This window comes from Paraburkholderia sp. BCC1884 (genome assembly GCF_900996225.1).
Lineage (GTDB): Bacteria > Pseudomonadota > Gammaproteobacteria > Burkholderiales > Burkholderiaceae > Paraburkholderia.
Genome location: NZ_CAAJGL010000044.1, coordinates 56,476 through 79,144 on the forward strand (window position 1 = coordinate 56,476; position 22,669 = coordinate 79,144).

Sequence of the window (22,669 nt, forward strand, 5' to 3'; positions counted from 1 at the left end):
TTCCTCGTTACTCGCGTTCGAATGGTTCGTCGCGTGAGTCAGAGGGAGGACGTGATGACGTTCAAAAGTTCTTGGCTTCAGGCCATACAAACCGGTGGGCAGCGCTTTGCGGCGGGGATCGACGTGGGCTCGCAAGCCGTGCGTCTGGTCGTGCTGAGTCAGCGCACGCGCGGCTGCGCGCCGCTGCAGATCGAATATCTGAGCAGTATTGCGTTAGGCGCTGGCGTGATGGCCGGCACCGAGATCGCGGATCGCCAGGCCGTGACACGTGCCTTGCGCGACGCATTCGCAGGGCTGCCGCGCGAGTGTGCAACGCACGCATTGCGATGCGCGATGGCGCTGCCCGCGTCGGCCACCGTGACCACTACAGTGCCGCTCACGCGGCTCGCCGCGCAAAGCGGTTGCGCGGACGATGGCGGACATGAACTAGCTGGACTCGAACCCGCAGTGATGAGCGAAGTGGAGCGCATGGCGGGGCTCGAGCGCCACGCGCTTGCGGTCGACTGGTTTGTCGAAGAAGCACCTTCGCCAATCCGCTCGGTGAGGATTGCCGCGACAGCGCGCCAACATCTCGAAGCGCGGATCGAATGCGCGGCGTCGGCGGGCATTTCGCTGAGTGCGATCGACGGCGAACCGCACGCGGCGTTGCGCGCCATTCGTCACGCCACGACCCTTGAACTCGAGCCGCACGAGTCGTACGTCGCGTTGTGGATCGGCACGGATGGCGTCTACGGGTGGCGCATCGAAGACGACAGCATTGCCTGCGAAATGCGCTATCCCGCCCCGGAGCACGCCGATCTCGCCGACGCGCTGCGCGACCTCTCGCAGGGTCCGGCATTCGACTGCGCGCTCTTGAGCGGCGAGGTGGATCTGCTGGACGGCGTGGGCTTCTCGGCGGCAGATGTCGGAGACGTATTGGGGTGCACCGTCCTGCCGTTCGAGTGCGCAGCACTTGGCGCGCGCGCCCGGCAACTGGATGAAGTGCTGTTGTACGAGCCGGCGTGTGCCGTTGCGTTCGGGCTCGCCTTGCGCGGGGTGGTCGAATGATGCGCGGCCTGTTGAGTGCGGCGTACTCGGACACGCCAGCCGCCACGCGCGGCCTTCGCTTCGCGAGGCCGTGGCTTGGCGGATTCAATCTGCTGCCTTACCGGCAGCGCAATGCGCGGCTCGCGAGGCGTCGTCGCGTGCACGAATGGTTTGCAGCAACCTGCAGTGGTGGTGCGGCCGTACTTGCGTTGGCGGGATGGCAGGCGCTCGAAACAGCGCATCTCGATGCACGACGTGTCGCCGTCGACCATTCACTCGCACAACTGAGCGTGCCGCTCACCGAGCACGCGACATTGCAGCGTACCCGCGACGAGCAGCGCAAGGGCGCGGCGCGTGCGAAAACCCTGTCCGACCCGCTCACCTATTTGCGCGATCTGCTCGACATGCTGAGTTTCGAACCGGGTGATGGCGTCGTGCTTCAGCAGTTGCGTCAACGCGAGTACGAGACGGAATTGCTGGCGACGTCGAGCGGACATCTGGCGTCGGCTGAGTGGCTTAAAAGGCTTGGCGGAATTCGCGGGGTGAAAGAGGCGGAAGTGAGCGATCTGCATCGCGTGCCTTTGCCCGGTAATGCGGCTACTGCGGCCAGCGTGAACGTTCCGATCGAATTCGGCGCGCGTCTGCGTTGGGATGGCGCGGTGCAAAAGGGAAGCGCGCTGGCGTCGCGAGCGGTGAAGTCCGAACAGTCAAGGGGTGGGAAATGAGTACGATCTTCGTCGGGTTCGGTGGCGCGGCAAACCAGCGCCCCATTCTGTCCGCACTAATCAAACGCATGCGTGTGCCGCTCGAGGCCTGGAGCCCGCGTCGACGCTGGACAGTCGCGCTGTTGATTGCGTTAGCGGTGTTTGCGCTTGGCGCACACGGCTGGATCGTGGCCGATCTGGGTGGGATCGCGTCGAGCCGGGCGGCGCTGCGGGCGAGCGTCGAGCGTCTCGCCGAAGCGAGGCGCACGCTTGCGCAATTGCCCGCGCTGCGCGCTCAGGTCGCGGCCGTGCCCGCCGTACGGCCACCCGCGGCGTGGAGTTCCGCGGACGATGTGCGTGTCGTCTCCGAACTGGCCGCGCGGAGCGGCGTCACGCTGCTGACGGTGGAACCCGGCGCGGCGATCGGCGAAGGCGCGCAAAGCGAGCGTCCGCTACAACTCGCCGCACGCACTGATTTCGTTCATCTGATGGCGTTCCTGCGCGGTCTATCGGACCTGCCGGTACTGATCGTGCCCGTCGACGTAACGGTGAAACGGGTAGGCGATTCGCTTGCGGTGAGTGCCGCGTTGCGCGTGTTCAGTGCGCTACGGCCGGTTGCGTCCAGTTCCTCGGCGGCTGCTTTCGTGGACGAAAGTCTCGATGCGGATGACCAGGAAGACGTCGTGTTCTTCGACCCGTTCGCGGTGCCTTCGATGTTCGTTGGAGGCGATTTACCTGACGTGTCGCAACTACGTCTGGTCGGTCTCCTGCACGATCGCGTTCGTGGCCTGGCTTTGCTCGACACGGCAGACGGTGTGACCACCGTGGCGTCCGGCCAGCAGATCGGCACCGAGCGCGTCACTGGACTGGACGCGCTAAGCGTCACGCTCGCGAAAGGCGGCGCCACGCGCACGCTGTCGCTGACGGAGGCTTCATGAAGGGGCGCCTGAAGCGAGTGCGCAAGGCGAACCTTCTGCGCCGGTTTCGTGAATGCGTGAGACGACGCGCGTCTCTGGCGCTGTGTCTCAGCGTAGCGTTGAACGTTGGTATCGCGCGGGCGGCGATTCCAACGTTGCCGCCCCTGCCCGCGTATATGCCTGCCGACGACGCTGTCGCGGCACCCGTCGAGGCGTACGGCGCGTCGGCGCGCACGCGAGATGTCTCCGCAGAAGTGGCGAACCCGTTTCGTGATGACACGGCAAAAGATCCCGGTGACTCGCCGACGTCCTCTGGCGCGGAAAATAGCGCAGAGGTCGAACCGTCCACCGACACAGCCGGGTTCACCGACCCCGGCGACGGCTCCATGCCGCTGCGGAAATCCACTGCGCCGGCGACGCGCGCGAGTTTCATGGCAAGCGCCGCCGCGACCACGACGCTGGAAGGTCCGCCCGTTCCTTTGCCGCCCCTCGCCCGCCTGAGCAACGCGCCGAAAACTTCCGCGGATGCTGCCCTCGCCGCCGACGACAAACCGATCTCGCTGAATTTCCAGCGCGCGGAACTCGGCGCGGTGCTGAACGCGTTCGCCCAGTTCACGGGACTAAACATCGTCGCAAGCGAACGAGTGCGCGGCGTCGTCTCGCTGCGGCTCGACAAGGTACCGTGGCGTACCGCGTTCGATACCTTGCTCGACGTCAACGGTCTCGCGATGGAGCGCCACGGCAACGTGATCTGGGTTGCGCCGCTCGCGGACCTTGCCGCGCGCGAGCGGCAACGCTTCGAAGCGCACGCGCGGGCCGCCGACCTCGAGCCGCTGGCAAGCCGTACTTTCCTGCTGCACTACGCGCGCGCCGAGGACGTGCGGCGGCTGCTTGCGGGTTCAGGCGCGCAGCGTGTGCTGTCCAAACGCGGCGCGGCGACAGCCGATCCGCGCACCAATCTGCTGTTCGTGACCGATCTCGAAGGCCGGCTTGCGCAGATCGCGACTCTGCTCGAGCAGGTCGACCGGCCGACCCGGCAGGTACTGATCGAGGCTCGCATCGTCGAAGGGGAGCATGGTTTTTCGCGCAACCTCGGCGTGCGGCTTTCCATGGCAGGCACCAGCGCCGACGGTACGACACGTGGCTTGACCGGCGGCGCGGACGGCACGGTGTACGACCTGTCGGCCCGACCCATTGCCGGATTCGACGCAGCCACTGCCGGACTCACCTTATTTGCGGCAGCCGCCACGCGTCTGCTGAATATCGAGCTGAGCGCGCTGGAAGCCGAAGGTCGCGGCGAGATCGTGTCCAGTCCGCGAGTAGTCACGGCGGACCGAATGAAGGCCGTGGTCGAGCAGGGCACCGAGTTGCCGTATCAGGCGAAGGTGGGGCAGGGCGTGTCGGGCGTTCAGTTCCGGCGCGCCACGCTGAAACTCGAGGTCGAGCCGCAGATCATGCCGGACGGCCGCGTCGTGCTGGACCTCGACGTCGCCAAAGACAGCGTTGGCGAGCAGACCGATGCGGGGCCCGCGATCAATACCAAACACGTGCAAACGCGCGTCGAAGTCGAGGATGGTGGTACGGTGTCGATCGGCGGAATTTATGCCACCGACGACCGCGATGATGTGACGCGAGTGCCGGTCCTGGGCAAAATACCGCTTTTGGGCGCACTTTTTCGCCATCGGGCGCATCGCGACCAGCGCAGCGAACTGGCAGTTTTTATTACGCCGCGTGTCGTTCAGACGAATTAGGGGCAGGCTCGCGCCGCTTACGAGCGGCGGCGCGCAGGCTCGACAAGGCAGCCGCTTTGCCAGTAAGCTGCGGCACGACAAACCATACCGGATTAGCCAGAGGACACCGTTGCAAGCGCGGGACGCACACGCCAATGTTTTTTTTGTAGGGCTCATGGGGGCAGGGAAAACCACCGTGGGCCGGGCCATTGCGCGCCGTCTCGATCGCCCGTTCTTCGATTCCGATCACGAAATCGAGGCGCGTACGGGCGCACGCATCCCGGTGATCTTCGAGCTCGAGGGTGAAGCGGGCTTCCGCGAGCGCGAAGCGAACGTGATTTCCGATCTCACCGGGCGCGACAATATCGTGCTCGCAACGGGCGGCGGCGCGGTGTTGCGGCCGGAAAACCGCGCAGCGCTGCAAAATCGCGGGGTGGTGATCTATTTGCGCGCCAATCCGCACGATCTGTGGTTGCGCACCCGGCGCGACAAGAATCGCCCACTTCTGCAGACCGAAGATCCCAAGGCGCGTCTCGAAGCGCTGTACGAAGTGCGCGACCCGTTATACCGGGAATGCGCGCATTTCGTGATCGAAACCGGCCGGCCTTCGGTCAACGGACTCGTCAACATGGTTCTGATGCAGCTCGAGATGGCCGGCGTCGCCAAACATCCTGCGTCATAATGGGCCATATGATTACCGTACACGTCGAACTGGGCGAGCGCGCCTACCCCATCCATATTGGGGCCGATCTGATCGGCCAGACTGCGCTGTTCGCGCCGCATATTGCCGGCAGTTCGGTCACGATCGTCACCAACACCACCGTCGATCCGCTCTATGGCGACAAGCTGCGCGCCGCGCTGGCGCCGCTCGGCAAACAGGTGTCGACTGTCGTCTTGCCGGATGGCGAGGCATACAAGAATCTCGAAACGCTCAATCTGATTTTCGACGCGCTGCTCGGCGCACGTGCCGATCGCAAGACCACGCTAATCGCTCTGGGCGGCGGCGTGATCGGCGACATGACCGGGTTTGCCGCGGCCTGCTATATGCGCGGCGTGCCGTTCATTCAGGTTCCGACTACCTTGCTGTCGCAAGTGGATTCGTCGGTGGGCGGCAAGACCGGCATCAATCATCCGCTTGGCAAGAACATGATCGGCGCGTTCTACCAGCCACAAGCGGTGATCGCGGATATCGGCGCACTCAGCACGCTGCCGGCGCGTGAGTTGGCGGCGGGTGTCGCCGAAGTGATCAAGACAGGCGCAATCGCCGACGCCGGTTTTTTCAGCTGGATCGAAGCGAATATCGACGCCCTGAATCGCTGCGAACCCGCGGCATTGGCCGAGGCGGTCAAGCGCTCGTGCGAGATCAAGGCGTCGGTGGTGGCGCAGGACGAACGCGAAGGCGGACTGCGCGCCATCCTTAACTTTGGCCACACCTTTGGCCACGCGATCGAAGCCGGCCTCGGCTACGGTGAGTGGCTGCACGGCGAGGCCGTCGGCTGCGGGATGGTGATGGCGGCGGATCTATCCGTGCGCATGGGCTATCTCGACGAAGCCGCGCGCAAACGTCTGGTCGACGTGATCGTCGCCGCCCATCTGCCGACCCGCGCACCCGCGCTGGGCGATTCGCGGTATGTCGACCTGATGCGGGTCGACAAGAAGGCCGAAGCAGGCGCGATCAAATTCATTCTGCTGAAGCGTTTCGGTGAGACGCTCATCACCCAGGCGCCCGACGCCGAGGTGCACGCCACGCTGGCCGCCGCCGTCTAGACGTTAAAGACGGCAACGGTTTCAGCGAGGCATCGCGCATCTGCGTCACGAGGCGCCGCCCATGTTTCGGAGAACCCGGTGACGGACAGGCGCAGCGACGATGTAAAGCATGACATGGCAGGCGTGGCGCCGATGAGCGGCCCCACGCAGGAAACACTCGAAGCGCATCTCGCGCCCTATGCGGCGCACTCCGCGCAAACGCGTGGTCGTCGATATCCGGAAGCCGCGCCGAGTGCGCGCACCGAATTCCAGCGCGACCGCGACCGTATCGTCCACTCGACGGCGTTTCGCCGGCTCGAGTACAAGACTCAGGTCTTCGTGAATCACGAGGGCGACCTGTTTCGCACGCGCCTCACGCACAGCCTCGAAGTCGCGCAGATTGCGCGTTCGGTCGCGCGCAATCTGCGTGTCAACGAAGATCTCGTCGAAGCCATTTCCCTTGCCCACGATCTGGGTCATACGCCGTTCGGCCATGCGGGCCAGGACGCGCTCAACGAATGCATGCGTGAGCATGGCGGCTTCGAGCACAACCTGCAAAGCCTCGCGGTGGTGGACGATCTTGAGGAGCACTACGGCGCATTCAACGGCCTGAACCTCTGTTTTGAAACCCGTGAGGGCATTCTCAAGCACTGCTCGCGCGAAAACGCGCGCCGGCTGGGTGCTCTGGGCGAACGTTTTCTGGAAGGACGCCAGCCGTCGATCGAAGCGCAGATCGCCAATGTCGCCGACGAAATCGCCTACAACAATCACGACGTCGACGACGGTTTGCGCTCAGGCCTGCTCACGGTCGAACAGTTGGCGGAAGTGGAGTTGTGGCAGAAACACTATGAGGCGGCGCGGAGCGATTTTCCGCAGATCGAAGGCCGCAGACTGATTCATGAGACGGTGCGGCGCATCATCAATACGCTGATTGTCGACCTGATCGAGACGACCCGCGCCAATCTGGCGAGACAAGCCCCCATGTCGCTGGAACAGGTGCGTTCAGGACCGCCGCTGGTCGCCCATAGCGAGGCAGTGGCCGTCCAGGCGGCGACGCTCAAGCGTTTCCTGTTCAAGAACCTGTATCGCCACTATCGCGTGATGCGGATGGCCAACAAGGCGCGGCGAGTGGTGATCGGCCTGTTCGACGCGTTCACGGACGATCCACGGCTATTGCCGCCGAGCTATCAATCCGCCGACACCGCCCAGCAACCGCGCCTGATCGCCCACTACATCGCAGGCATGACAGACCGGTACGCCGTGAAGGAATATCAGCGGCTCTTCGTGATCGACGACAACTGACCGGACGGCAAGTCCGGTCAGTGCCAGTCCGGTTCGCTGGCTCAGCGCCTAGCGCAAGCGCGAGGCGAATAGGGCGCCGGCAATCAGCGCTACGCCGCCGACGATCGCAATCGTCTGCCACGGATTTTCGTGCACGTAGTCGTCGGCGTCCGAGATCGCCACCTCGGCGCGTTCCCGCACGGCTTCGCGGGTGTCGTTCAGGCGGCTGCGCGCGGCGTCCAGTTGTTTGCGCAGTTTGCCGCGCAATGCCACCGCGTCGGCCTGAGTGCCGTCCGCGAGGGTCGATTCGAGTTCCGACATCAGCGTACGCAGTTCGCCTGCAATATCTTCGGCCGCATGGCGGCTGTGGCGAGCGATACGCCGCGCACGGCGGCTGGTGCTGGTCCAGGATTCGCCGAGGGCGTCTCGCGTGTTCGGAAGTGCTGTCATGGTCGCTCCGTCGATGAGGGTGAAAAGATCCCGCGTTGGATTACCTGATTTGTTTGTTCAGACGCAGAACTTCACGTCACGACGCGGGAAACACCCGATGAACGCAACTTCGATGCCAAACCCGTCGGCCCCGTGTGTCAAGGCGCACAGGCCTTTATTCATCAGCAGATATTGCACGGGCCTGCGCGAATGTACGTCGTTTTTACAAACGTAATCGACGCAACCCGGCCGGCGCGAGCCTTCCCGACGCGACAAAACGAAGAAAAAACCGCGCGCCCAATAAAAAACGCCGGCATCGGATGGATGACGGCGTTGTCCAACCCGCGAAAATTCGACTACCCTAAGTCAACAGCCCCTAATTTTTCGAGGCGTTAGTTAGAAACGGTAACCGATGTTGACGTAGGAAACGATCGGGTTCAGCTTGATCTTGGTTTGCGACTGGGCGGTCAGCGTGCCCACCGGTGTAGCAGCGGCGGTGGTCAGCTTGGCGGTCGTGCTCAGCGGCAGATACGAGATCGAGACGCCCGCGAACCAGTGCTGGTCGAAAGCGTAGGTGAAACCCGCGTTAAATACCGGCTCCCACGAACTATCCGTATCTACGCTGGTCGGACCATGCAGAACGTTTGCCTGAAATCCGCTGTTGGTGATCTTGGCGTCCGTGAACCAGATGCGGCTCACGCCCACGCCGAGATACGGACGGAACGCAGCGGTCGGGGCATTGAAGTAGTACTTGAACAGCAGAGTCGGACTCCACTGTTTTGCCTGGCCCACTTTGCCGAATTGGGAGAGGCTGCCTGTGCCGTCCAGATCGAACGAAGGCGGAACGCCAATCACGAATTCCGTGGCGATGTGATCGGTGACGAAGTAACCCGCAGTGAAGCCGATGGTGTCGGCGGAACTGAGCGATGCCCCGGTGTTGGCTTCTACGATATGGGTCGGACTGCCGCCAAGGCTCGTAATGGTCAGCGGTTCGCTGCTCGATTGAGGCGCCAGGTGAAACCAACCCGTGGTGACGTAAAAGGTGCCGGCCGATTGTGCGTGCGCTGCCGTTGTCATGCAGGCTAGCGCCGCGATCCCCGTTACGGCCTGTTTTAATTTCATATGTGCTCCTCCAAAAAAGGCCCGCTCATTATGACTACAACGTTTGAAACAAACCATACGCGGCGGTTAGAGTTTTCTCCCTAAGCTCCGCGCGGTTTCTGGCTTAGCCGCGCCGCGCCGAACCTAGGGCGCATGCGGTTCTTCGGACCTTCGGGTATGTACCAACGCGACTATTGGATACTCCAGCATGGCACGGCTTGCACGTCTTTATGTCCCTGACCAGCCGCAACACGTCATCCTCCGCGGCCTCGATCAGCAGCCCGCCTTCGTCGACGACCACGACTACGAGCTTTTCATCGACTGTCTGAAAGCGGCTTCACGCGATCATCACCTTTCGATTCACGCGTATGCGTTGATGCCGGGCGCGGTCCAGCTGCTCGTCACCCCAACCGAGGAGTCGAGTTTGCCGAAGGCGATGCAGGCCGTAGGGCGTCGCTACGTGGCGCACTTCAACCGGCGTTACGCGCGCCGCGGCACGCTGTGGGAGGGCCGCTATCGCGCGACGGTGATCGAGGGCGAGCGTTACTTCCTGCTGGCGAGCCGCGTCGTCGAAATGTGTCCGGTGCGGGCGCAACTGGTGAGCATGCCGGAGGACTACCGCTGGTCGAGCTACCGCCACCATATCGGCCTCACGCTCGACAGCCTGATCACCGATCACCCGTTGTACTGGTCGCTCGGTAATACGCCGTTCGAACGACAGCGCGCCTATCGTGAACTGTGCGAGCAGCCGCTCGACGAGCGGGAGGCCAGCCAGCTTCAGCAGGCCACGTTGAAAGGCTGGGTGTTGGGCAGCGACACCTACCGCGAATGGGCCGCGCGGGCTGCCAACCGGCGTGTTTCGCCTTTGCCGCGCGGGCGGCCGCGCAAGGTCCGCGAGACTCCGCAACAGCAATAAAGCGTTTCGCGTCAAAGGGCTACATCGGAACGGCATCATCGTATGCCGTTTTCTTTTGCCTTCTTTTTGATATGGCACCAATAAAAAATAGCCGCAATGCACCAACTTGATAATTGGGGATCGACCAGCATGTTTTATTTGCTATTCCTTTGATTCGTCGCGTATATTCCGAATTCCGGCGCTTTTTGATACGCGTAGCATTCAACGTATCCACCCAAGGCGCCGTCGCGGTTGCGGTTGCAAGCCGCGGCAATAGAAAAACGGTTTAACGGCCTGTCCGGCCCCTCACAGACGGTGTCCCCATGAACGACCACCAGCAACCGACTCATCCGGTTCCCGCCGCGCAAGGTCTGTACGACCCGGAAAACGAGCACGACGCCTGCGGCGTCGGCTTCGTCGCTCACATCAAGGGCAAGAAGAGCCACGAGATCATCGAGCAGGGTCTGAAGATCCTCGAGAATCTCGACCACCGGGGCGCCGTCGGCGCCGATCCGCTGATGGGCGACGGTGCCGGCATCCTGATCCAGATTCCGGACGGCTTTTATCGCGAAGAAATGGCCAAGCAGGGCGTTGTGTTGCCGCCGCATGGCGAATACGGCGTCGGCATGGTCTTCCTGCCGAAGGAACACGCGTCGCGTCTGGCGTGCGAGCAGGAGCTCGAGCGTACGGTGAAGGCCGAAGGCCAGGTCGTGCTGGGCTGGCGCGACGTGCCGGTCGATCACACCATGCCGATTTCGCCCACCGTCAAGGCGAGCGAGCCGCTGATCCGCCAGATTTTCATCGGCCGCGGCAAGGACATCATGGTGACCGACGCGCTGGAGCGGAAGCTGTACATCATCCGCAAGACCGCGAGCCACCGCATCCAGGCGCTCAAGCTCAAGCACGGCAAGGAATACTTCGTGCCGTCGTGCTCGGCGCGTACGGTGGTCTACAAGGGCCTGCTGCTGGCCGGTCAGGTTGGCGTGTACTACCGCGACCTGCAGGACGACCGCACGGTCTCGGCGCTGGCGCTGGTGCACCAACGCTTCTCGACCAATACCTTCCCGGCGTGGGAACTGGCTCACCCGTACCGCATGATCGCCCACAACGGCGAAATCAACACGGTGAAGGGCAACGTCAACTGGCTCAACGCCCGCACCGGCGCAATCGCCTCGCACGTGCTCGGCGACGACCTGCCGAAGCTGTGGCCGCTGATCTATCCGGGCCAATCGGACACCGCCTCGTTCGACAACTGTCTCGAACTGCTGGTGATGGCCGGCTACCCGCTCGTTCACGCAATGATGATGATGATCCCGGAAGCCTGGGAACAGCACACGCTGATGGACGACAACCGCCGCGCGTTCTACGAATACCACGCCGCGATGATGGAGCCGTGGGACGGCCCCGCCGCGATCGCCTTCACCGACGGCCGTCAGATCGGCGCGACGCTCGACCGTAACGGCCTGCGTCCGGCGCGCTACATCGTCACCGACGACGACCTGGTCATTCTCGCCTCGGAAGCGGGCACGCTGCTGATCCCGGAGTCGAAGATCGTCAAGAAGTGGCGCCTGCAGCCGGGCAAGATGTTCCTGATCGACATGGAACACGGCCGCATCATCGACGACAAGGAATTGAAGGACAACCTCGCGAACGCCAAGCCGTACAAGAGCTGGATCGACGCAGTCCGGATCAAGCTCGACGAAATCGAACCGAAGGCCGAAGACGTCGCGACGGAGCGCCGCGAAGCCGCTGCTTTGCTGGATCGTCAGCAGGCGTTCGGCTATACGCAGGAAGACCTCAAGTTCCTGATGGCGCCGATGGCGCAAGCCGGTGAAGAAGCCGTCGGTTCGATGGGCAACGACTCGCCGCTGGCGGTCATGTCCAACAAGAACAAGACGCTGTATCACTACTTCAAGCAGCTGTTCGCGCAAGTCACGAACCCGCCGATCGACCCGATCCGTGAAAACATGGTGATGTCGCTGGTATCGTTCGTCGGTCCGAAGCCGAACCTGCTGGACACGAACAACATCAACCCGCCGATGCGTCTCGAAGTGTCGCAGCCGGTGCTCGACTTCAAGGACATCGCCAAGATCCGCGAGATCGATCAGTACACGGGCGGCAAGTTCAGCTCGTATGAACTGAACATCTGCTATCCGGTGGCCTGGGGCAAGGAAGGCATCGAAGCGCGTCTCGCGTCGCTGTGCGCGGAAGCCGTCGATGCCGTGAAGTCCGGCTACAACATGCTGATCGTGTCGGACCGCAAGACCGACCGCGACAACGTCGCGATTCCGGCGCTGCTGGCCACGGCCGCGATCCACACGCACCTCGTGCAGCATGGTCTGCGCACCAGCGCGGGTCTGGTCGTCGAAACCGGCTCGGCGCGTGAAACGCACCACTTCGCGCTGCTCGCGGGCTACGGCGCGGAAGCCGTGCACCCGTACCTCGCGATGGAAACGCTCGGCCAGCTGGCAGCCGGCCTGAAGGGCGACCTGTCGCCGGAGAAGGCCGTCTACAACTTCACCAAGGCAGTCGGCAAGGGCCTGATGAAGGTCATGTCGAAGATGGGCATTTCGACTTACATGTCGTACACCGGCGCGCAGATTTTCGAAGCGGTCGGCCTGGCTGAAGACCTGGTGCAGAAGTACTTCAAGGGCACCTCGTCGAAGGTCGGCGGCATTGGTTTGTTCGACGTCGCGGAAGAAGCGATCCGCCTGCACCGCGACGCATTCGGCGACAACCCGGTTCTCGCCAACATGCTCGACGCGGGTGGCGAGTACGCCTACCGCGTGCGCGGCGAAGAACACATGTGGACGCCGGATGCGATCGCCAAGCTGCAACACTCGGCGCGCAGCAACTCGTACCAGACGTACAAGGAATACGCGCATCTGATCAACGATCAGACCAAGCGTCACATGACGTTCCGCGGCCTGTTCGAATTCAAGTTCGATCCGACCAAGGCGATTCCGCTCGAACAGGTGGAATCGGCGAAGGACATCGTCAAGCGTTTCGCCACCGGCGCGATGTCGCTGGGCTCGATCTCGACCGAAGCGCACGCCACGCTGGCGGTCGCGATGAACCGCATCGGCGGCAAGTCGAACACGGGTGAAGGCGGCGAAGATTCGAACCGCTATCGCAACGAACTGCGCGGCATTCCGATCAAGAACGGCGACACGATGAAGTCCGTGATCGGCGAAGAAGTGATCGTCGACATTCCGCTGAAGGACGGCGATTCGCTGCGCTCGAAGATCAAGCAGGTGGCGTCGGGTCGCTTCGGCGTGACGGCGGAGTATCTGTCGTCGGCCGATCAGATCCAGATCAAGATGGCGCAAGGCGCGAAGCCGGGCGAAGGCGGTCAGTTGCCGGGTCACAAGGTGTCCGATTACATCGGCAAGCTGCGTTACTCGGTGCCGGGCGTCGGCCTGATTTCGCCGCCGCCGCACCACGACATCTACTCGATCGAAGATCTGGCGCAGCTGATTCACGATCTGAAGAACGCCAACTCGGCCGCTAGCATCTCGGTGAAGCTGGTGTCGGAGTCGGGCGTCGGCACGGTGGCCGCGGGCGTCGCGAAAGCCAAGGCGGATCACGTCGTGATCGCCGGCACCGATGGCGGCACGGGCGCTTCGCCGCTGTCCTCGCTCAAGCATGCTGGCACGCCGTGGGAACTGGGTCTGGCCGAAACGCAGCAAACGCTGGTGCTGAACCAGTTGCGCGGTCGTATCCGCGTGCAGGCCGACGGTCAGATGAAGACCGGCCGCGACGTCGTGATCGGCGCGCTGCTCGGCGCGGACGAGTTCGGTTTCGCGACGGCGCCGCTCGTCGTCGAAGGCTGCATCATGATGCGCAAGTGTCACCTGAACACGTGCCCGGTCGGCGTTGCAACGCAAGATCCGGTGCTGCGTGCGAAGTTCCAGGGCCAGCCGGAGCACGTCGTAAACTTCTTCTTCTTCGTTGCTGAAGAAGCGCGCGAAATCATGGCGCAACTGGGCATCCGCAAGTTCGACGACTTGATCGGTCACGCCGAACTGCTCGACATGAAGAAGGGTATCGAGCACTGGAAGGCGAAGGGTCTGGACTTCTCGCGCGTGTTCTATCAGCCGCAAGTGTCGGCCGACGTGGCGCGCAAGCACGTGGACTTCCAGGACCACGGTCTGGACAAGGCGCTCGACCACGTGCTGATCGAGAAAGCGAAAGCCGCGATCGAGAAGGGCGAGCACGTCTCGTTCATCCAGCCAGTGCGCAACGTGAACCGCACGGTCGGCGCGATGCTGTCCGGCACGATCGCGAAGAAGTACGGTCACGACGGCCTGCCCGATGACACGATTCATATCCAGTTGAAGGGCACCGCGGGTCAGAGCTTCGGCGCGTTCCTCGCGAGAGGCGTCACGCTGGATCTGGTCGGCGACGGTAACGACTACGTCGGCAAGGGTCTCTCGGGCGGCCGCATCATCATCCGTCCGACCAACGATTTCCGCGGCAAGTCCGAAGAGAACATCATCTGCGGCAACACGGTGATGTACGGCGCGATCGAAGGCGAAGCATTCTTCCGCGGCGTTGCGGGCGAGCGTTTCTGCGTGCGTAACTCGGGCGCGACGGCGGTTGTCGAGGGCACGGGCGACCACGGTTGCGAATACATGACGGGCGGCACGGTGGTCGTGCTCGGCGAAACGGGCCGTAACTTCGCGGCCGGCATGTCGGGCGGTATCGCGTATGTGTTCGATCCGGACAACTCGTTCGCGGGCAAGTGCAACAAGTCGATGGTCGCGCTCGATCCGGTCCTGCAACAGGCCGAACAGGAGCGCACGGTCGACAAGAGCCTGTGGCACACCGGTGTCACCGACGAAGCGCTGCTCAAGGGTCTCATCGAACGTCACTTCCAGTTCACGGGCTCGCCGCGTGCAAAAGCGCTGCTCGAAAACTGGGATGCGTCGCGCCGTCAATTCGTGAAGGTGTTCCCGACCGAATACAAGCGCGCGCTGGGCGAAATGGCCGCGAAGAAGGCGAACAAGGAAATTCTCGCCGCTTAATCGTTCGCTGGCTGCCAGCCAAGACGTCACCACTAGCCGTACCCGCCGCGTGCGACCGTTCAACGGTGCGCCCGGCGGGTGTAGATCACCCCACCTGATACAGATAGAGAAGAGAACCACATGGGCAAGGCAACCGGTTTTCTCGAGTTCGAACGTCGCCACGAGACGTACGAAGCTCCGCTCACACGTGTGAAGCACTACAAGGAATTCGTCGCCGCACTGAGCGACGACGAAGCGAAGATTCAAGGCGCACGTTGCATGGACTGCGGCATTCCGTTCTGCAACAACGGCTGCCCGGTCAACAACATCATCCCGGACTTCAACGACCTGGTGTTCCATCAGGACTGGAAGAACGCGATCGAAGTGCTGCATTCGACCAACAACTTCCCCGAGTTCACGGGCCGCATCTGCCCGGCGCCGTGCGAATCGGCCTGCACGCTCGGCATCAACGACGATCCGGTCGGCATCAAGTCGATCGAACACGCGATCATCGACAAAGCGTGGTCTGAAGGTTGGGTCGCGCCGCAGCCGCCGAAGCACAAGACCGGCAAGAAAGTGGCCGTGGTCGGTTCCGGCCCCGCAGGATTGGCCGTCGCGCAGCAACTGGCGCGCGCGGGGCACGATGTCACCGTGTTCGAAAAGAACGACCGCATCGGTGGTTTGCTGCGTTACGGCATTCCCGACTTCAAGCTGGAGAAGTGGCTGATCGATCGCCGCATGCGTCAGATGGAAGCCGAAGGCGTGACGTTCCGCGCCAATGTGTTCATCGGCAAGGAAGGGTCGCTGCCGGAGCACATCGGCAACACGGCGAAGGAAACCGTCACGCCGGCCGAACTGAAAGAACAGTTCGACGCCGTCGTGATCGCCGGTGGGTCGGAAATGCCGCGCGATCTGCCGGTGCCGGGCCGCGAGCTGGAAGGCATCCACTACGCGATGGAATTCCTGCCGCAACAGAACAAGGTCAATGCCGGCGACAAGGTCGCGAACCAGCTGCTCGCGAAGGCCAAGCATGTCGTCGTGATCGGCGGCGGCGATACGGGTTCGGACTGCGTGGGTACGTCGAATCGTCATGGCGCAAAGAGCGTCACGCAATTCGAACTGCTGCCGCAACCGCCGGAAGAAGAGAACAAGCCGCTCGTGTGGCCGTACTGGCCGATCAAGCTGCGCACGTCGTCGTCGCATGACGAAGGCTGCGAGCGCGATTGGGCGGTCGCCACCAAGCGTCTGGAAGGCAAGAACGGCAAGGTCGAGAAGCTGATCGCCGCGCGCGTCGAATGGAAGGACGGCAAGATGCAGGAAGTGCCGAACTCGGAATTCGAAATGAAGGCCGATCTGGTGCTGCTCGCGATGGGCTTCACGCAGCCGCTGTCGCCGGTGCTCGAAGCATTCGGCGTCGACAAGGATGCGCGCGGCAACGTGCGTGCGTCGACCGAAGGCGACAAGGCGTATTACACGTCGGTGGACAAGGTGTTCACGGCGGGCGATATGCGTCGCGGCCAGTCGCTGGTGGTATGGGCGATCCGCGAAGGCCGTCAGTGCGCGCGTTCGGTGGATGCGTTCCTGATGGGGCATTCGGAACTGCCGCGTTAAACGTCTCAGGCCGGTTTCACGCTAGAAGTAGAAACCGGCTCCCGCTTGCAGGAAGAGGTGGAGACGACAAAGCAGTACATCCAAGCCGTGAAAAACAGAGCCGGGCACCTGAGAGGGTGACCCGGCTTTTTACTGTCAGGCGCCTGGCCGCTTACGCGCGGTCTGTGTGATCGGCTTTACTTGCGATAGCGCGCCAACGTCAGCCCATCGAGATCGATATCCGGTGCGCGCTGCGTGATCAGATCAGCGACCACGCGTCCCGAGCCCATCGACATCGCCCAGCCCGTCGAGCCGTGTCCGAGGTTCAGCCACAGATTGTCTACACCGGATGGGCCGAGCAACGGTGCGCCGTCAGGCGTCATCGGACGGCGTCCGACCCAGAAATGCGCGGAGGTCGGATTGGCCGCGTGCGGAAACCAGTCTTTAAGCACCTTCATCAGCGTCTGCAGCGCCTGCTCGCGCAGGGTGGTTTGCCGGTTACCGAGTTCCGCCGTTCCCGCTACACGCAAGTTGTTGCCGAAGCGCGTGATCGCCGTTTTCAAGGACTCGTCCATCAGCGCCGCGTGCGGAGCCTTTTCTTCATCGGTGACGGGCAGCGTGGCCGAATAGCCTTTCACCGGATACAGCGGCACTTTCACGCCCAGCGGCGCAACCAGCGCTGCGCTATCGACGCCCAGTGCCACCACCACCGCATCGGCCTGCAAGGTCTCGCTGCCGCGTTCGCTTTCGACACGCACCCCGCGTACCGCCCCGCCTTGCACGTCGAGCGAGATCACGTTGGTGTCGAAGCGGAACTGCACGCCATTGCGCTCGCAGATCGCGCGCAGTTCGCGGGTGAAGCGCGCGCAGTCGCCGGCTTCGTCGTCGGGCAGATAGAGGCCGGAGAGCGGCGTCTGACGCGCCCAGCGCAAACCCGGTTCGATCTCGATGCATTGCGCCGCGCTGACTTCGCGGTGAACGATGCCCGCATCGCGCAACACGGCCAACGCGGGTTGCGCGAGTTCGACGTCGTACTCGCTGCGGAACAGTTGCAGATAGCCTTGGCTGCGGCCGTAATCGAACGGATGACGGCCGCGAAATTCGTGCAGACAATCGCGGCTGTAGTAAGCGATGCGCTGCATGCGCTGCTTGTTGACGCGAAAGCGTTCGAGATCGCATTCACGCAGCCAGCGCGCAATCCAGCGCCATTGAGCCGGATCGAAGGTAGGACGAAAGATCAGCGGCGAGGCCGGTTTGAAGAGGTATTTGAGAATCTTCGACGGCATGCCGGGCGCGGCCCAGGGCGTCACGTAGCCCGGCGCGATCACGCCCGCGTTGCCGAAGCTGGTGGAGAGCGCGACATCCGGTTCGCGCTCGATCACGGTGACGTCGCAGCCTTGCTGGCGCAAGTAAAAAGCGGTGGCGACGCCAATCACACCGCCGCCGAGAACAATCGTTTTCATGTATGTGTACTGCGTTTTCAGGCGGCAGGGTGAGCCGCGCCCAGCACTTTGCCCTTGGTTTCCGGCAGGCACAACGCGGCGACGATCACCAGCAGATAGCCCGCACCGGCCACGATGCCCATCGCTTTCACGAGCGTCATGGTTTGCGACAGGGTACCGACCAGAATCGGAAAGAACGAGCCGAGTCCGCGGCCCAGGTTGTAGCAGAAGCCTTGTCCCGAACCGCGAATCGAATTCGGATACAGCTCCGACAAATAAGCGCCTACGCCCGCAAAAATCCCTTGCACGACGATGCCGAGCGGGAAGCCGAGCGCGAGCATCATGACGTCGGTAATGGGCAGCATCGTGTAGACCATGCCGAGCACGAAGGAGCCGATCGCGAACAGCACGAACGACGCGCGTCGGCCGATCCTGTCGCACAAAATCGCCCCGACGATATAGCCGGTAAACGATCCGACGATCAGCACGATCAGATAGCCGCTGGTATTGAACACCGACAGATGACGCACGGTCTTCAGATAGGTGGGCAGCCAGGTGGTGATCGCGTAATAGCCGCCGAGCATGCCGGTACACAACGCACTGCCGAGCAGGGTGGTCTTCAGATGCAAAGCCGAGAAAATCTGCAGAAAGTGTGAGGTGTCGAAGCCACTCTCGCGGGCGCGGCGTGTTTCCAGAAATATCTCGGGATCGCTCACATTGCGACGAATGTAGATGATCCACGCCGCAGGCAGCAGGCCGATCCAGAAGCACGCGCGCCACGCGTATTGCTCGGGCAGCAGCGCGAAGAACGCCCAGTAGATGATGGCCGCCGCCGCCCAGCCGAACGACCAGCTGCTTTGCACGGTGCCCACGGCCTTCGCGCGATGCTGCGGCGAGCGGATGGTCTCGGCCATCATGATCGTCACGACCGACCACTCACCGCCGAAGCCGATGCCCTGTAGCGTGCGCGTGCTGAGCAGTTGCCAGAACGAATTCGTGAAGCCCGACAGAAACGTGAACAGCGCAAAGGTGGCGATGGTCCACTGCAGCACGCGAATACGACCGTAGCGATCCGCAAGAATGCCGGCGAGCCAGCCGCCGATGGCCGACGAGATCAGCGAACTGGTGGCGATCATGCCGGCTTCGCTCTTGGTCATGCCCCACGTCGCGATCAGTGTCGGAATGAGGAACGAATAGATCATGAAGTCGAAGGCGTCGACCGCATAACCGCCGAAGCCGGCATACAGGGTGCGCCGTTCGCGCTGGGTCAGTTCGGTGAACCATTGGAGAGAGGGCATGTTTTGTTGTGGTCTCCAGGGTTTTTCTTGCCGGCGGCGCATTGAGGTCGGCGCATTGGTAGGGTGTTTGTATTCTACGGGGACGAGGCTGGGTGAGGCCAGCGGTGGAAAAAAATGGCGCGAGCGGTAACAAGCCTCCCCTTTCCTTACCAACGACTACCATGTAACGCAAAAACGGTTTACCCCCGTTAAACTGCGGCGGCAGCGTCGATGCTGCGAAATAACTCTTCCCAACACCTCCACGCCCGCGCCCATCACGCCTCATGCCTTTAACCGCCAACACCTGCTCGCCTTTCCGTCGCTCCGCGAGCATGTCCGTGCGGGCAGGTCGGATTTCGTGCGATGAGGTATCTGAATCACGCCGCAGCTTTCTCAAGCGCTCGGCAAGTCTCCTGCTGGTGTCCGGCATGGGCAGCTCGCTGCTCTCCGCATGCGGCGGCAGCCTCGGCGCCGATCAGCCGGATACCCCGCGGCTCGCTTCCGTCGATAACTTCCGCGATGTCGCGGGCGCGGCAGCAGGCTATCCGACCGTCGACGGCAAACAGATGCGGCGGGGCGTCTTCTACCGCTCCAATACGTTGACCTTGAGCGCCGTCGATCAGACCACGCTCGACGCGCTCGGCATCGCCACCGTCTACGACCTGCGCACGCCCGGCGAAGTCGCGCGCACCGGCGATGTCCTGCCGGCCGGCGCGACATCGCAAACGTTCAATGTTCTGGGTATGCGCGACTTCGTCACGCCGGTCTTCGATACGCCCGGCGGCGCGGTCGCGTTCATGGAAGGGCAGGCGCGTTCCTACGTGACGGGCGCCGCACAGCGCGAGAGCTACGGTGCGCTCCTCACGCATCTCGCCGACGAACCCGGCGTGCAGCTATTCCATTCGAGCGCGGGTAAGGACCGCGCCGGGTGGGTGTCGGCATTACTGCTCAGTATCGCCAACGTTCCGCTCGACGTCATTACACAGGACTATCTGCTCAGCAACGTCTATCTGACCTTGTCGATCAAGGCGCAAACCGACACGCTGCGCGCGCAGGATGGCGACGCCGCCGTGACGGTCGAAACGCCGTTGCTGGATGTCCAGGAGAGTTATCTGCAGGCCGGGTTCGACCAGGTGCAGGCGAGCTACGGCACGATGACCAACTATCTGACGCAGGGCCTCGGCGTGTCGCAATCGACGATCGATACGTTGCGTGGTCGGCTCGTGGTCTAAGGAGCGCAAAGCGTTCAGGCAAAAAAAAAGTCCGCCCCAAACAAGCGGGCGGACAGAGAAGGGCGGCATCGAGGTTGCCGGTGGCGACTATAAGGCGCAAGCCATCGAAATAGTCGGTCCAGTAAGGGCACGTAAGCGCGCCCGCCCGATCTCCCTCATGCCAGCGCTGCCACGACCGGCAATTCAATTCGCACTTCCAACCCGCCTTGCGCGTGATTGCGCACCTGACAGCGCCCGCCGCGGTCGTGCGCGAGTCGCGAGACGATGGCGAGACCCAGACCGCAATGACCTTCGCCGCCGCGTGCCGCGTCGAGTCGCACGAAGGGTTTCATCGCCGCCGCGATGCGATCGTCCGGGATGCCCGGACCATGATCGCGCACGCTGATGACCCAACGCTGGTCGTTGCGCACCGTCACGATATCCACCGGTGCGGAGCCATGTTCGAGCGCGTTGTCGACGATGTTCGTGACGAGCCGGTCGAGCAGCGTGCGCGGCAACGTGAACGACGGACCGGCGCGCAGATCGAGCGTGAATAGCGGGGTTTCGGTGCTGTCGCTGGCGGAAAACTGTTCCTGCAGGAATTCGTCGACCTCGACCGGCGGACCCGCGTCGGCGGACTGACCGGCGAATTCGAGAAACTGCTGGACGATGTTGGTGAGCGAATCGACGTCACGAATCAGACCCGCACGTTCGTTCTCCGCGACCAGCACGCTCGCGCGCAATTTGAGCCGGGTGAGCGGCGCCTTCAGATCGTGCGCGACGCCTGCCAGCATCACCGCCTGGTCGTCGCCGGCTTCGTTCAGGCGCCGCATCATGTCGTTGAACGAGCCGATCAGATCGCGCAGTTCGCGCGGGCCTTGTACCGTCACGGGCTCCGGGCGGCCGCCCGAGCCGAATGCACGGGCCGCATCGGCGACGCGCGACAGCGGCCGTTGCATTTGCCAGACCGCGAGCAGCGACAGAACCAGCGCCCCGACCAGCATCGAAACGGACTCGACGAGAAAGCGCGGGCGCGGCGGCACGTCGACCGGCACCACGACCCAGTTCGATTTGCCGGGGAATAGTACCCACAACTGCGGCGGGTGCAGGTCATCCACCGCGATGCGCGTACCGGGCGGCAGATTCTCACGCAAATGCCGGCTCAGCTCCACCAGCGGACGCATGGTGGGCTCCTGCAAGTGCACGCTTGCCGGCATGTTCCAGGTGGGCACGAGATGCACGCGCATGGCGGGCGCGAGCGCGGCGCCTTTCATCGGCTCGCCGTTGACGGCTTGCAGCACCAGCAGAATGCCCCGTGCGAAGCCGTCGATTTCATGGCGTGGCGGCTGCATCACCACCAGCACGAACCAGCCGGCCTGAATCGCAAACAAGACCGCCGTGGACAGCAACGCCATTCTGCCGAACAGCGTGTTCAGCGGATTTCTCATGCGGTGGGGCTGGCCTCGTCGGCGAAGGGCGTGCCGTCTGCGTCGGGCACGAACACGTAGCCTTTGCCGCGCACCGTCTGCACGTAGCAGGGGTTGGACGGATCGTCTTCGATCACGCGGCGCAGACGCCAGATCGGTACGTCGAGGCTACGGTCGCGAAAGGCCAGATTGTCGCGATGCACGAGATCGTGAATCAGCACGCGCGACAACACCTTGTACGGATTGTTGACGAAGATCTTCAGGAGCGCGAACTCACTGTCGCGCAGCGGCAGCTTCGTGTCGTCGCGCGACAGCGCGCGGGTCGCGAAGTCGAGTTCGAACGGCCCGAACCGGTAAGGCTTGCGAGCCTCCGGCGCGCTGGTGGTGGAGGGCCCGCGACGACGCAAGACCGTGTGGATACGGGCGAGCAATTCGCGTGGATCGAACGGCTTGGTCAGATAGTCGTCCGCGCCCAGCGAGAGCCCGACGATGCGGTCGGCCACCGTGCCGCGCGCGGTCACGAAGATCACCGGAATGTCGTCGCCGGCGGCACGCAGCGCGGTGAGCGCGCGCAAGCCGTCGGTGTTCGGCATCATGATGTCGAGTACGACGACCGACGGCCGTTCGCGCTCGAGCCGGCGCTGGAGATGGGTGCCGTCATGCAGCACTGACGCGTCGAAGCCGTTCGATTGCAGAAACTTGCAAAGCAGATCGCGTACGACCGGATCGTCGTCGACGATAAGGACCTGTGGATTCATGGCGAAATTCTAGACTGGCGTGCGCGAGGCGCGGCCGACTGTTTTCTTACCAATGCTTACGCAGCGCCGCACGGCCTGCGCCGGTTCGCACTCAAGGCCCACCAGACAAGGCCCGCGGCCGGATTCAAC

General features: G+C 63.2%; 17 protein-coding genes. 11 read left to right on the top strand and 6 right to left on the bottom strand.

What is annotated here, in order from left to right; genetic code table 11:
• Positions 1-54 precede the first annotated feature (54 nt).
• The 7 genes from pilM (at position 55) to FQ705_RS03280 (ending at position 7,425) form a co-directional block, all read left to right on the top strand.
• A complete protein-coding gene (gene pilM, locus FQ705_RS03250; protein ID WP_144137986.1) occupies positions 55-1,047 on the top strand; it encodes a type IV pilus biogenesis protein PilM in 993 nt (330 codons plus the stop codon).
• Positions 1,044-1,751: a fimbrial assembly protein gene (locus FQ705_RS03255; RefSeq protein ID WP_144137987.1), complete on the top strand. Its 708-nt coding sequence runs from the start codon at positions 1,044-1,046 to the stop codon at positions 1,749-1,751. Before pilM ends, FQ705_RS03255 begins: the two co-directional genes overlap by 4 nt.
• Complete coding sequence (locus FQ705_RS03260; protein WP_144137988.1) at positions 1,748-2,668, top strand: hypothetical protein; 921 nt, start codon at positions 1,748-1,750, stop codon at positions 2,666-2,668. The genes FQ705_RS03255 and FQ705_RS03260 overlap by 4 nt, the downstream gene beginning before the upstream one ends.
• Entirely contained in the window at positions 2,665-4,398 is a 1,734-nt protein-coding gene (locus FQ705_RS03265) for a type IV pilus secretin PilQ (RefSeq protein WP_144137989.1), read from the top strand. The genes FQ705_RS03260 and FQ705_RS03265 overlap by 4 nt, the downstream gene beginning before the upstream one ends.
• Positions 4,399-4,507: 109 nt before the next feature.
• On the top strand, positions 4,508-5,059 hold the full coding sequence (locus FQ705_RS03270; RefSeq protein WP_144137990.1) for a shikimate kinase: 552 nt from the start codon (positions 4,508-4,510) through the stop codon (positions 5,057-5,059).
• Positions 5,059-6,144 carry a 3-dehydroquinate synthase gene (gene aroB, locus FQ705_RS03275; RefSeq protein WP_144137991.1) on the top strand — a complete coding sequence of 362 codons (1,086 nt, stop codon included), beginning with the start codon at positions 5,059-5,061 and terminating at the stop codon, positions 6,142-6,144. Before FQ705_RS03270 ends, aroB begins: the two co-directional genes overlap by 1 nt.
• Before the next feature lie 78 nt (positions 6,145-6,222).
• Positions 6,223-7,425, top strand: coding sequence for a deoxyguanosinetriphosphate triphosphohydrolase (locus FQ705_RS03280; RefSeq protein ID WP_144137992.1), 1,203 nt, complete (start codon positions 6,223-6,225; stop codon positions 7,423-7,425).
• A 48-nt stretch (positions 7,426-7,473) separates the two neighbouring features.
• Here FQ705_RS03280 and FQ705_RS03285 read toward each other — a convergent pair whose 3' ends face one another.
• Both FQ705_RS03285 and FQ705_RS03290 read right to left on the bottom strand, forming a co-directional pair.
• On the bottom strand, positions 7,474-7,854 hold the full coding sequence (locus tag FQ705_RS03285) for a YqjD family protein (RefSeq protein WP_144137993.1): 381 nt from the start codon (positions 7,852-7,854) through the stop codon (positions 7,474-7,476).
• Positions 7,855-8,229: 375 nt separating this feature from the next.
• The gene (locus FQ705_RS03290; protein ID WP_144137994.1) at positions 8,230-8,955 is read right to left on the bottom strand and encodes an OmpW/AlkL family protein; all 726 of its coding nucleotides are present in this window, start codon (positions 8,953-8,955) and stop codon (positions 8,230-8,232) included.
• A gap of 187 nt (positions 8,956-9,142) precedes the next feature.
• Between FQ705_RS03290 and FQ705_RS03295 the strand changes: the two genes are divergently transcribed.
• The 3 genes from FQ705_RS03295 to FQ705_RS03305 all read left to right on the top strand — a co-directional run bounded on the left by FQ705_RS03295 (position 9,143) and on the right by FQ705_RS03305 (position 16,446).
• Positions 9,143-9,850: a transposase gene (locus FQ705_RS03295; protein WP_144137995.1), complete on the top strand. Its 708-nt coding sequence runs from the start codon at positions 9,143-9,145 to the stop codon at positions 9,848-9,850.
• A 302-nt stretch (positions 9,851-10,152) separates the two neighbouring features.
• A complete protein-coding gene (locus FQ705_RS03300; protein ID WP_144137996.1) occupies positions 10,153-14,856 on the top strand; it encodes a glutamate synthase-related protein in 4,704 nt (1,567 codons plus the stop codon).
• A gap of 120 nt (positions 14,857-14,976) precedes the next feature.
• Positions 14,977-16,446 carry a glutamate synthase subunit beta gene (locus tag FQ705_RS03305; RefSeq protein ID WP_144137997.1) on the top strand — a complete coding sequence of 490 codons (1,470 nt, stop codon included), beginning with the start codon at positions 14,977-14,979 and terminating at the stop codon, positions 16,444-16,446.
• Positions 16,447-16,622: 176 nt separating this feature from the next.
• Here FQ705_RS03305 and FQ705_RS03310 read toward each other — a convergent pair whose 3' ends face one another.
• Together FQ705_RS03310 and FQ705_RS03315 are read right to left on the bottom strand one after the other, a co-directional pair.
• Positions 16,623-17,888, bottom strand: a complete 1,266-nt coding sequence (locus FQ705_RS03310; protein WP_144137998.1) for a D-amino acid dehydrogenase — start codon at positions 17,886-17,888, stop codon at positions 16,623-16,625.
• Between the two features lie 17 nt (positions 17,889-17,905).
• A complete protein-coding gene (locus tag FQ705_RS03315; RefSeq protein ID WP_144137999.1) occupies positions 17,906-19,165 on the bottom strand; it encodes an MFS transporter in 1,260 nt (419 codons plus the stop codon).
• Positions 19,166-19,428: 263 nt separating this feature from the next.
• On the opposite strand from FQ705_RS03315, the gene FQ705_RS03320 reads away from it, so the two are divergent.
• Positions 19,429-20,376 (top strand): tyrosine-protein phosphatase, encoded by a 948-nt coding sequence (locus tag FQ705_RS03320; RefSeq protein ID WP_144138000.1) that lies wholly within the window; start codon positions 19,429-19,431, stop codon positions 20,374-20,376.
• A 155-nt stretch (positions 20,377-20,531) separates the two neighbouring features.
• Here the strand turns inward: FQ705_RS03320 and FQ705_RS03325 are convergent, their stop codons facing one another.
• Together FQ705_RS03325 and FQ705_RS03330 are read right to left on the bottom strand one after the other, a co-directional pair.
• Positions 20,532-21,803 (bottom strand): ATP-binding protein, encoded by a 1,272-nt coding sequence (locus FQ705_RS03325; RefSeq protein ID WP_144138001.1) that lies wholly within the window; start codon positions 21,801-21,803, stop codon positions 20,532-20,534.
• Positions 21,800-22,540, bottom strand: coding sequence for a response regulator (locus FQ705_RS03330; RefSeq protein ID WP_144138002.1), 741 nt, complete (start codon positions 22,538-22,540; stop codon positions 21,800-21,802). The genes FQ705_RS03325 and FQ705_RS03330 overlap by 4 nt, the downstream gene beginning before the upstream one ends.
• Between the last annotated feature and the right edge of the window lie 129 nt (positions 22,541-22,669).

Bases quoted from the DNA above. Each gene is read 5' to 3' on its own strand.
- FQ705_RS03290 (WP_144137994.1), bottom strand. From the start codon at position 8,955: ATGAAATTAAAACAGGCCGTAACGGGGATCGCGGCGCTAGCCTGCATG.
- aroB (WP_144137991.1), top strand. From the start codon at position 5,059: ATGGGCCATATGATTACCGTACACGTCGAACTGGGCGAGCGCGCCTAC.
- FQ705_RS03265 (WP_144137989.1), top strand. From the start codon at position 2,665: ATGAAGGGGCGCCTGAAGCGAGTGCGCAAGGCGAACCTTCTGCGCCGG.
- FQ705_RS03305 (WP_144137997.1), top strand. From the start codon at position 14,977: ATGGGCAAGGCAACCGGTTTTCTCGAGTTCGAACGTCGCCACGAGACG.
- FQ705_RS03310 (WP_144137998.1), bottom strand. From the start codon at position 17,888: ATGAAAACGATTGTTCTCGGCGGCGGTGTGATTGGCGTCGCCACCGCT.
- FQ705_RS03260 (WP_144137988.1), top strand. From the start codon at position 1,748: ATGAGTACGATCTTCGTCGGGTTCGGTGGCGCGGCAAACCAGCGCCCC.
- FQ705_RS03285 (WP_144137993.1), bottom strand. From the start codon at position 7,854: ATGACAGCACTTCCGAACACGCGAGACGCCCTCGGCGAATCCTGGACC.
- FQ705_RS03300 (WP_144137996.1), top strand. From the start codon at position 10,153: ATGAACGACCACCAGCAACCGACTCATCCGGTTCCCGCCGCGCAAGGT.
- FQ705_RS03315 (WP_144137999.1), bottom strand. From the start codon at position 19,165: ATGCCCTCTCTCCAATGGTTCACCGAACTGACCCAGCGCGAACGGCGC.
- FQ705_RS03320 (WP_144138000.1), top strand. From the start codon at position 19,429: ATGCCTTTAACCGCCAACACCTGCTCGCCTTTCCGTCGCTCCGCGAGC.
- FQ705_RS03255 (WP_144137987.1), top strand. From the start codon at position 1,044: ATGATGCGCGGCCTGTTGAGTGCGGCGTACTCGGACACGCCAGCCGCC.
- FQ705_RS03325 (WP_144138001.1), bottom strand. From the start codon at position 21,803: ATGAGAAATCCGCTGAACACGCTGTTCGGCAGAATGGCGTTGCTGTCC.
- FQ705_RS03330 (WP_144138002.1), bottom strand. From the start codon at position 22,540: ATGAATCCACAGGTCCTTATCGTCGACGACGATCCGGTCGTACGCGAT.
- FQ705_RS03295 (WP_144137995.1), top strand. From the start codon at position 9,143: ATGGCACGGCTTGCACGTCTTTATGTCCCTGACCAGCCGCAACACGTC.
- pilM (WP_144137986.1), top strand. From the start codon at position 55: ATGACGTTCAAAAGTTCTTGGCTTCAGGCCATACAAACCGGTGGGCAG.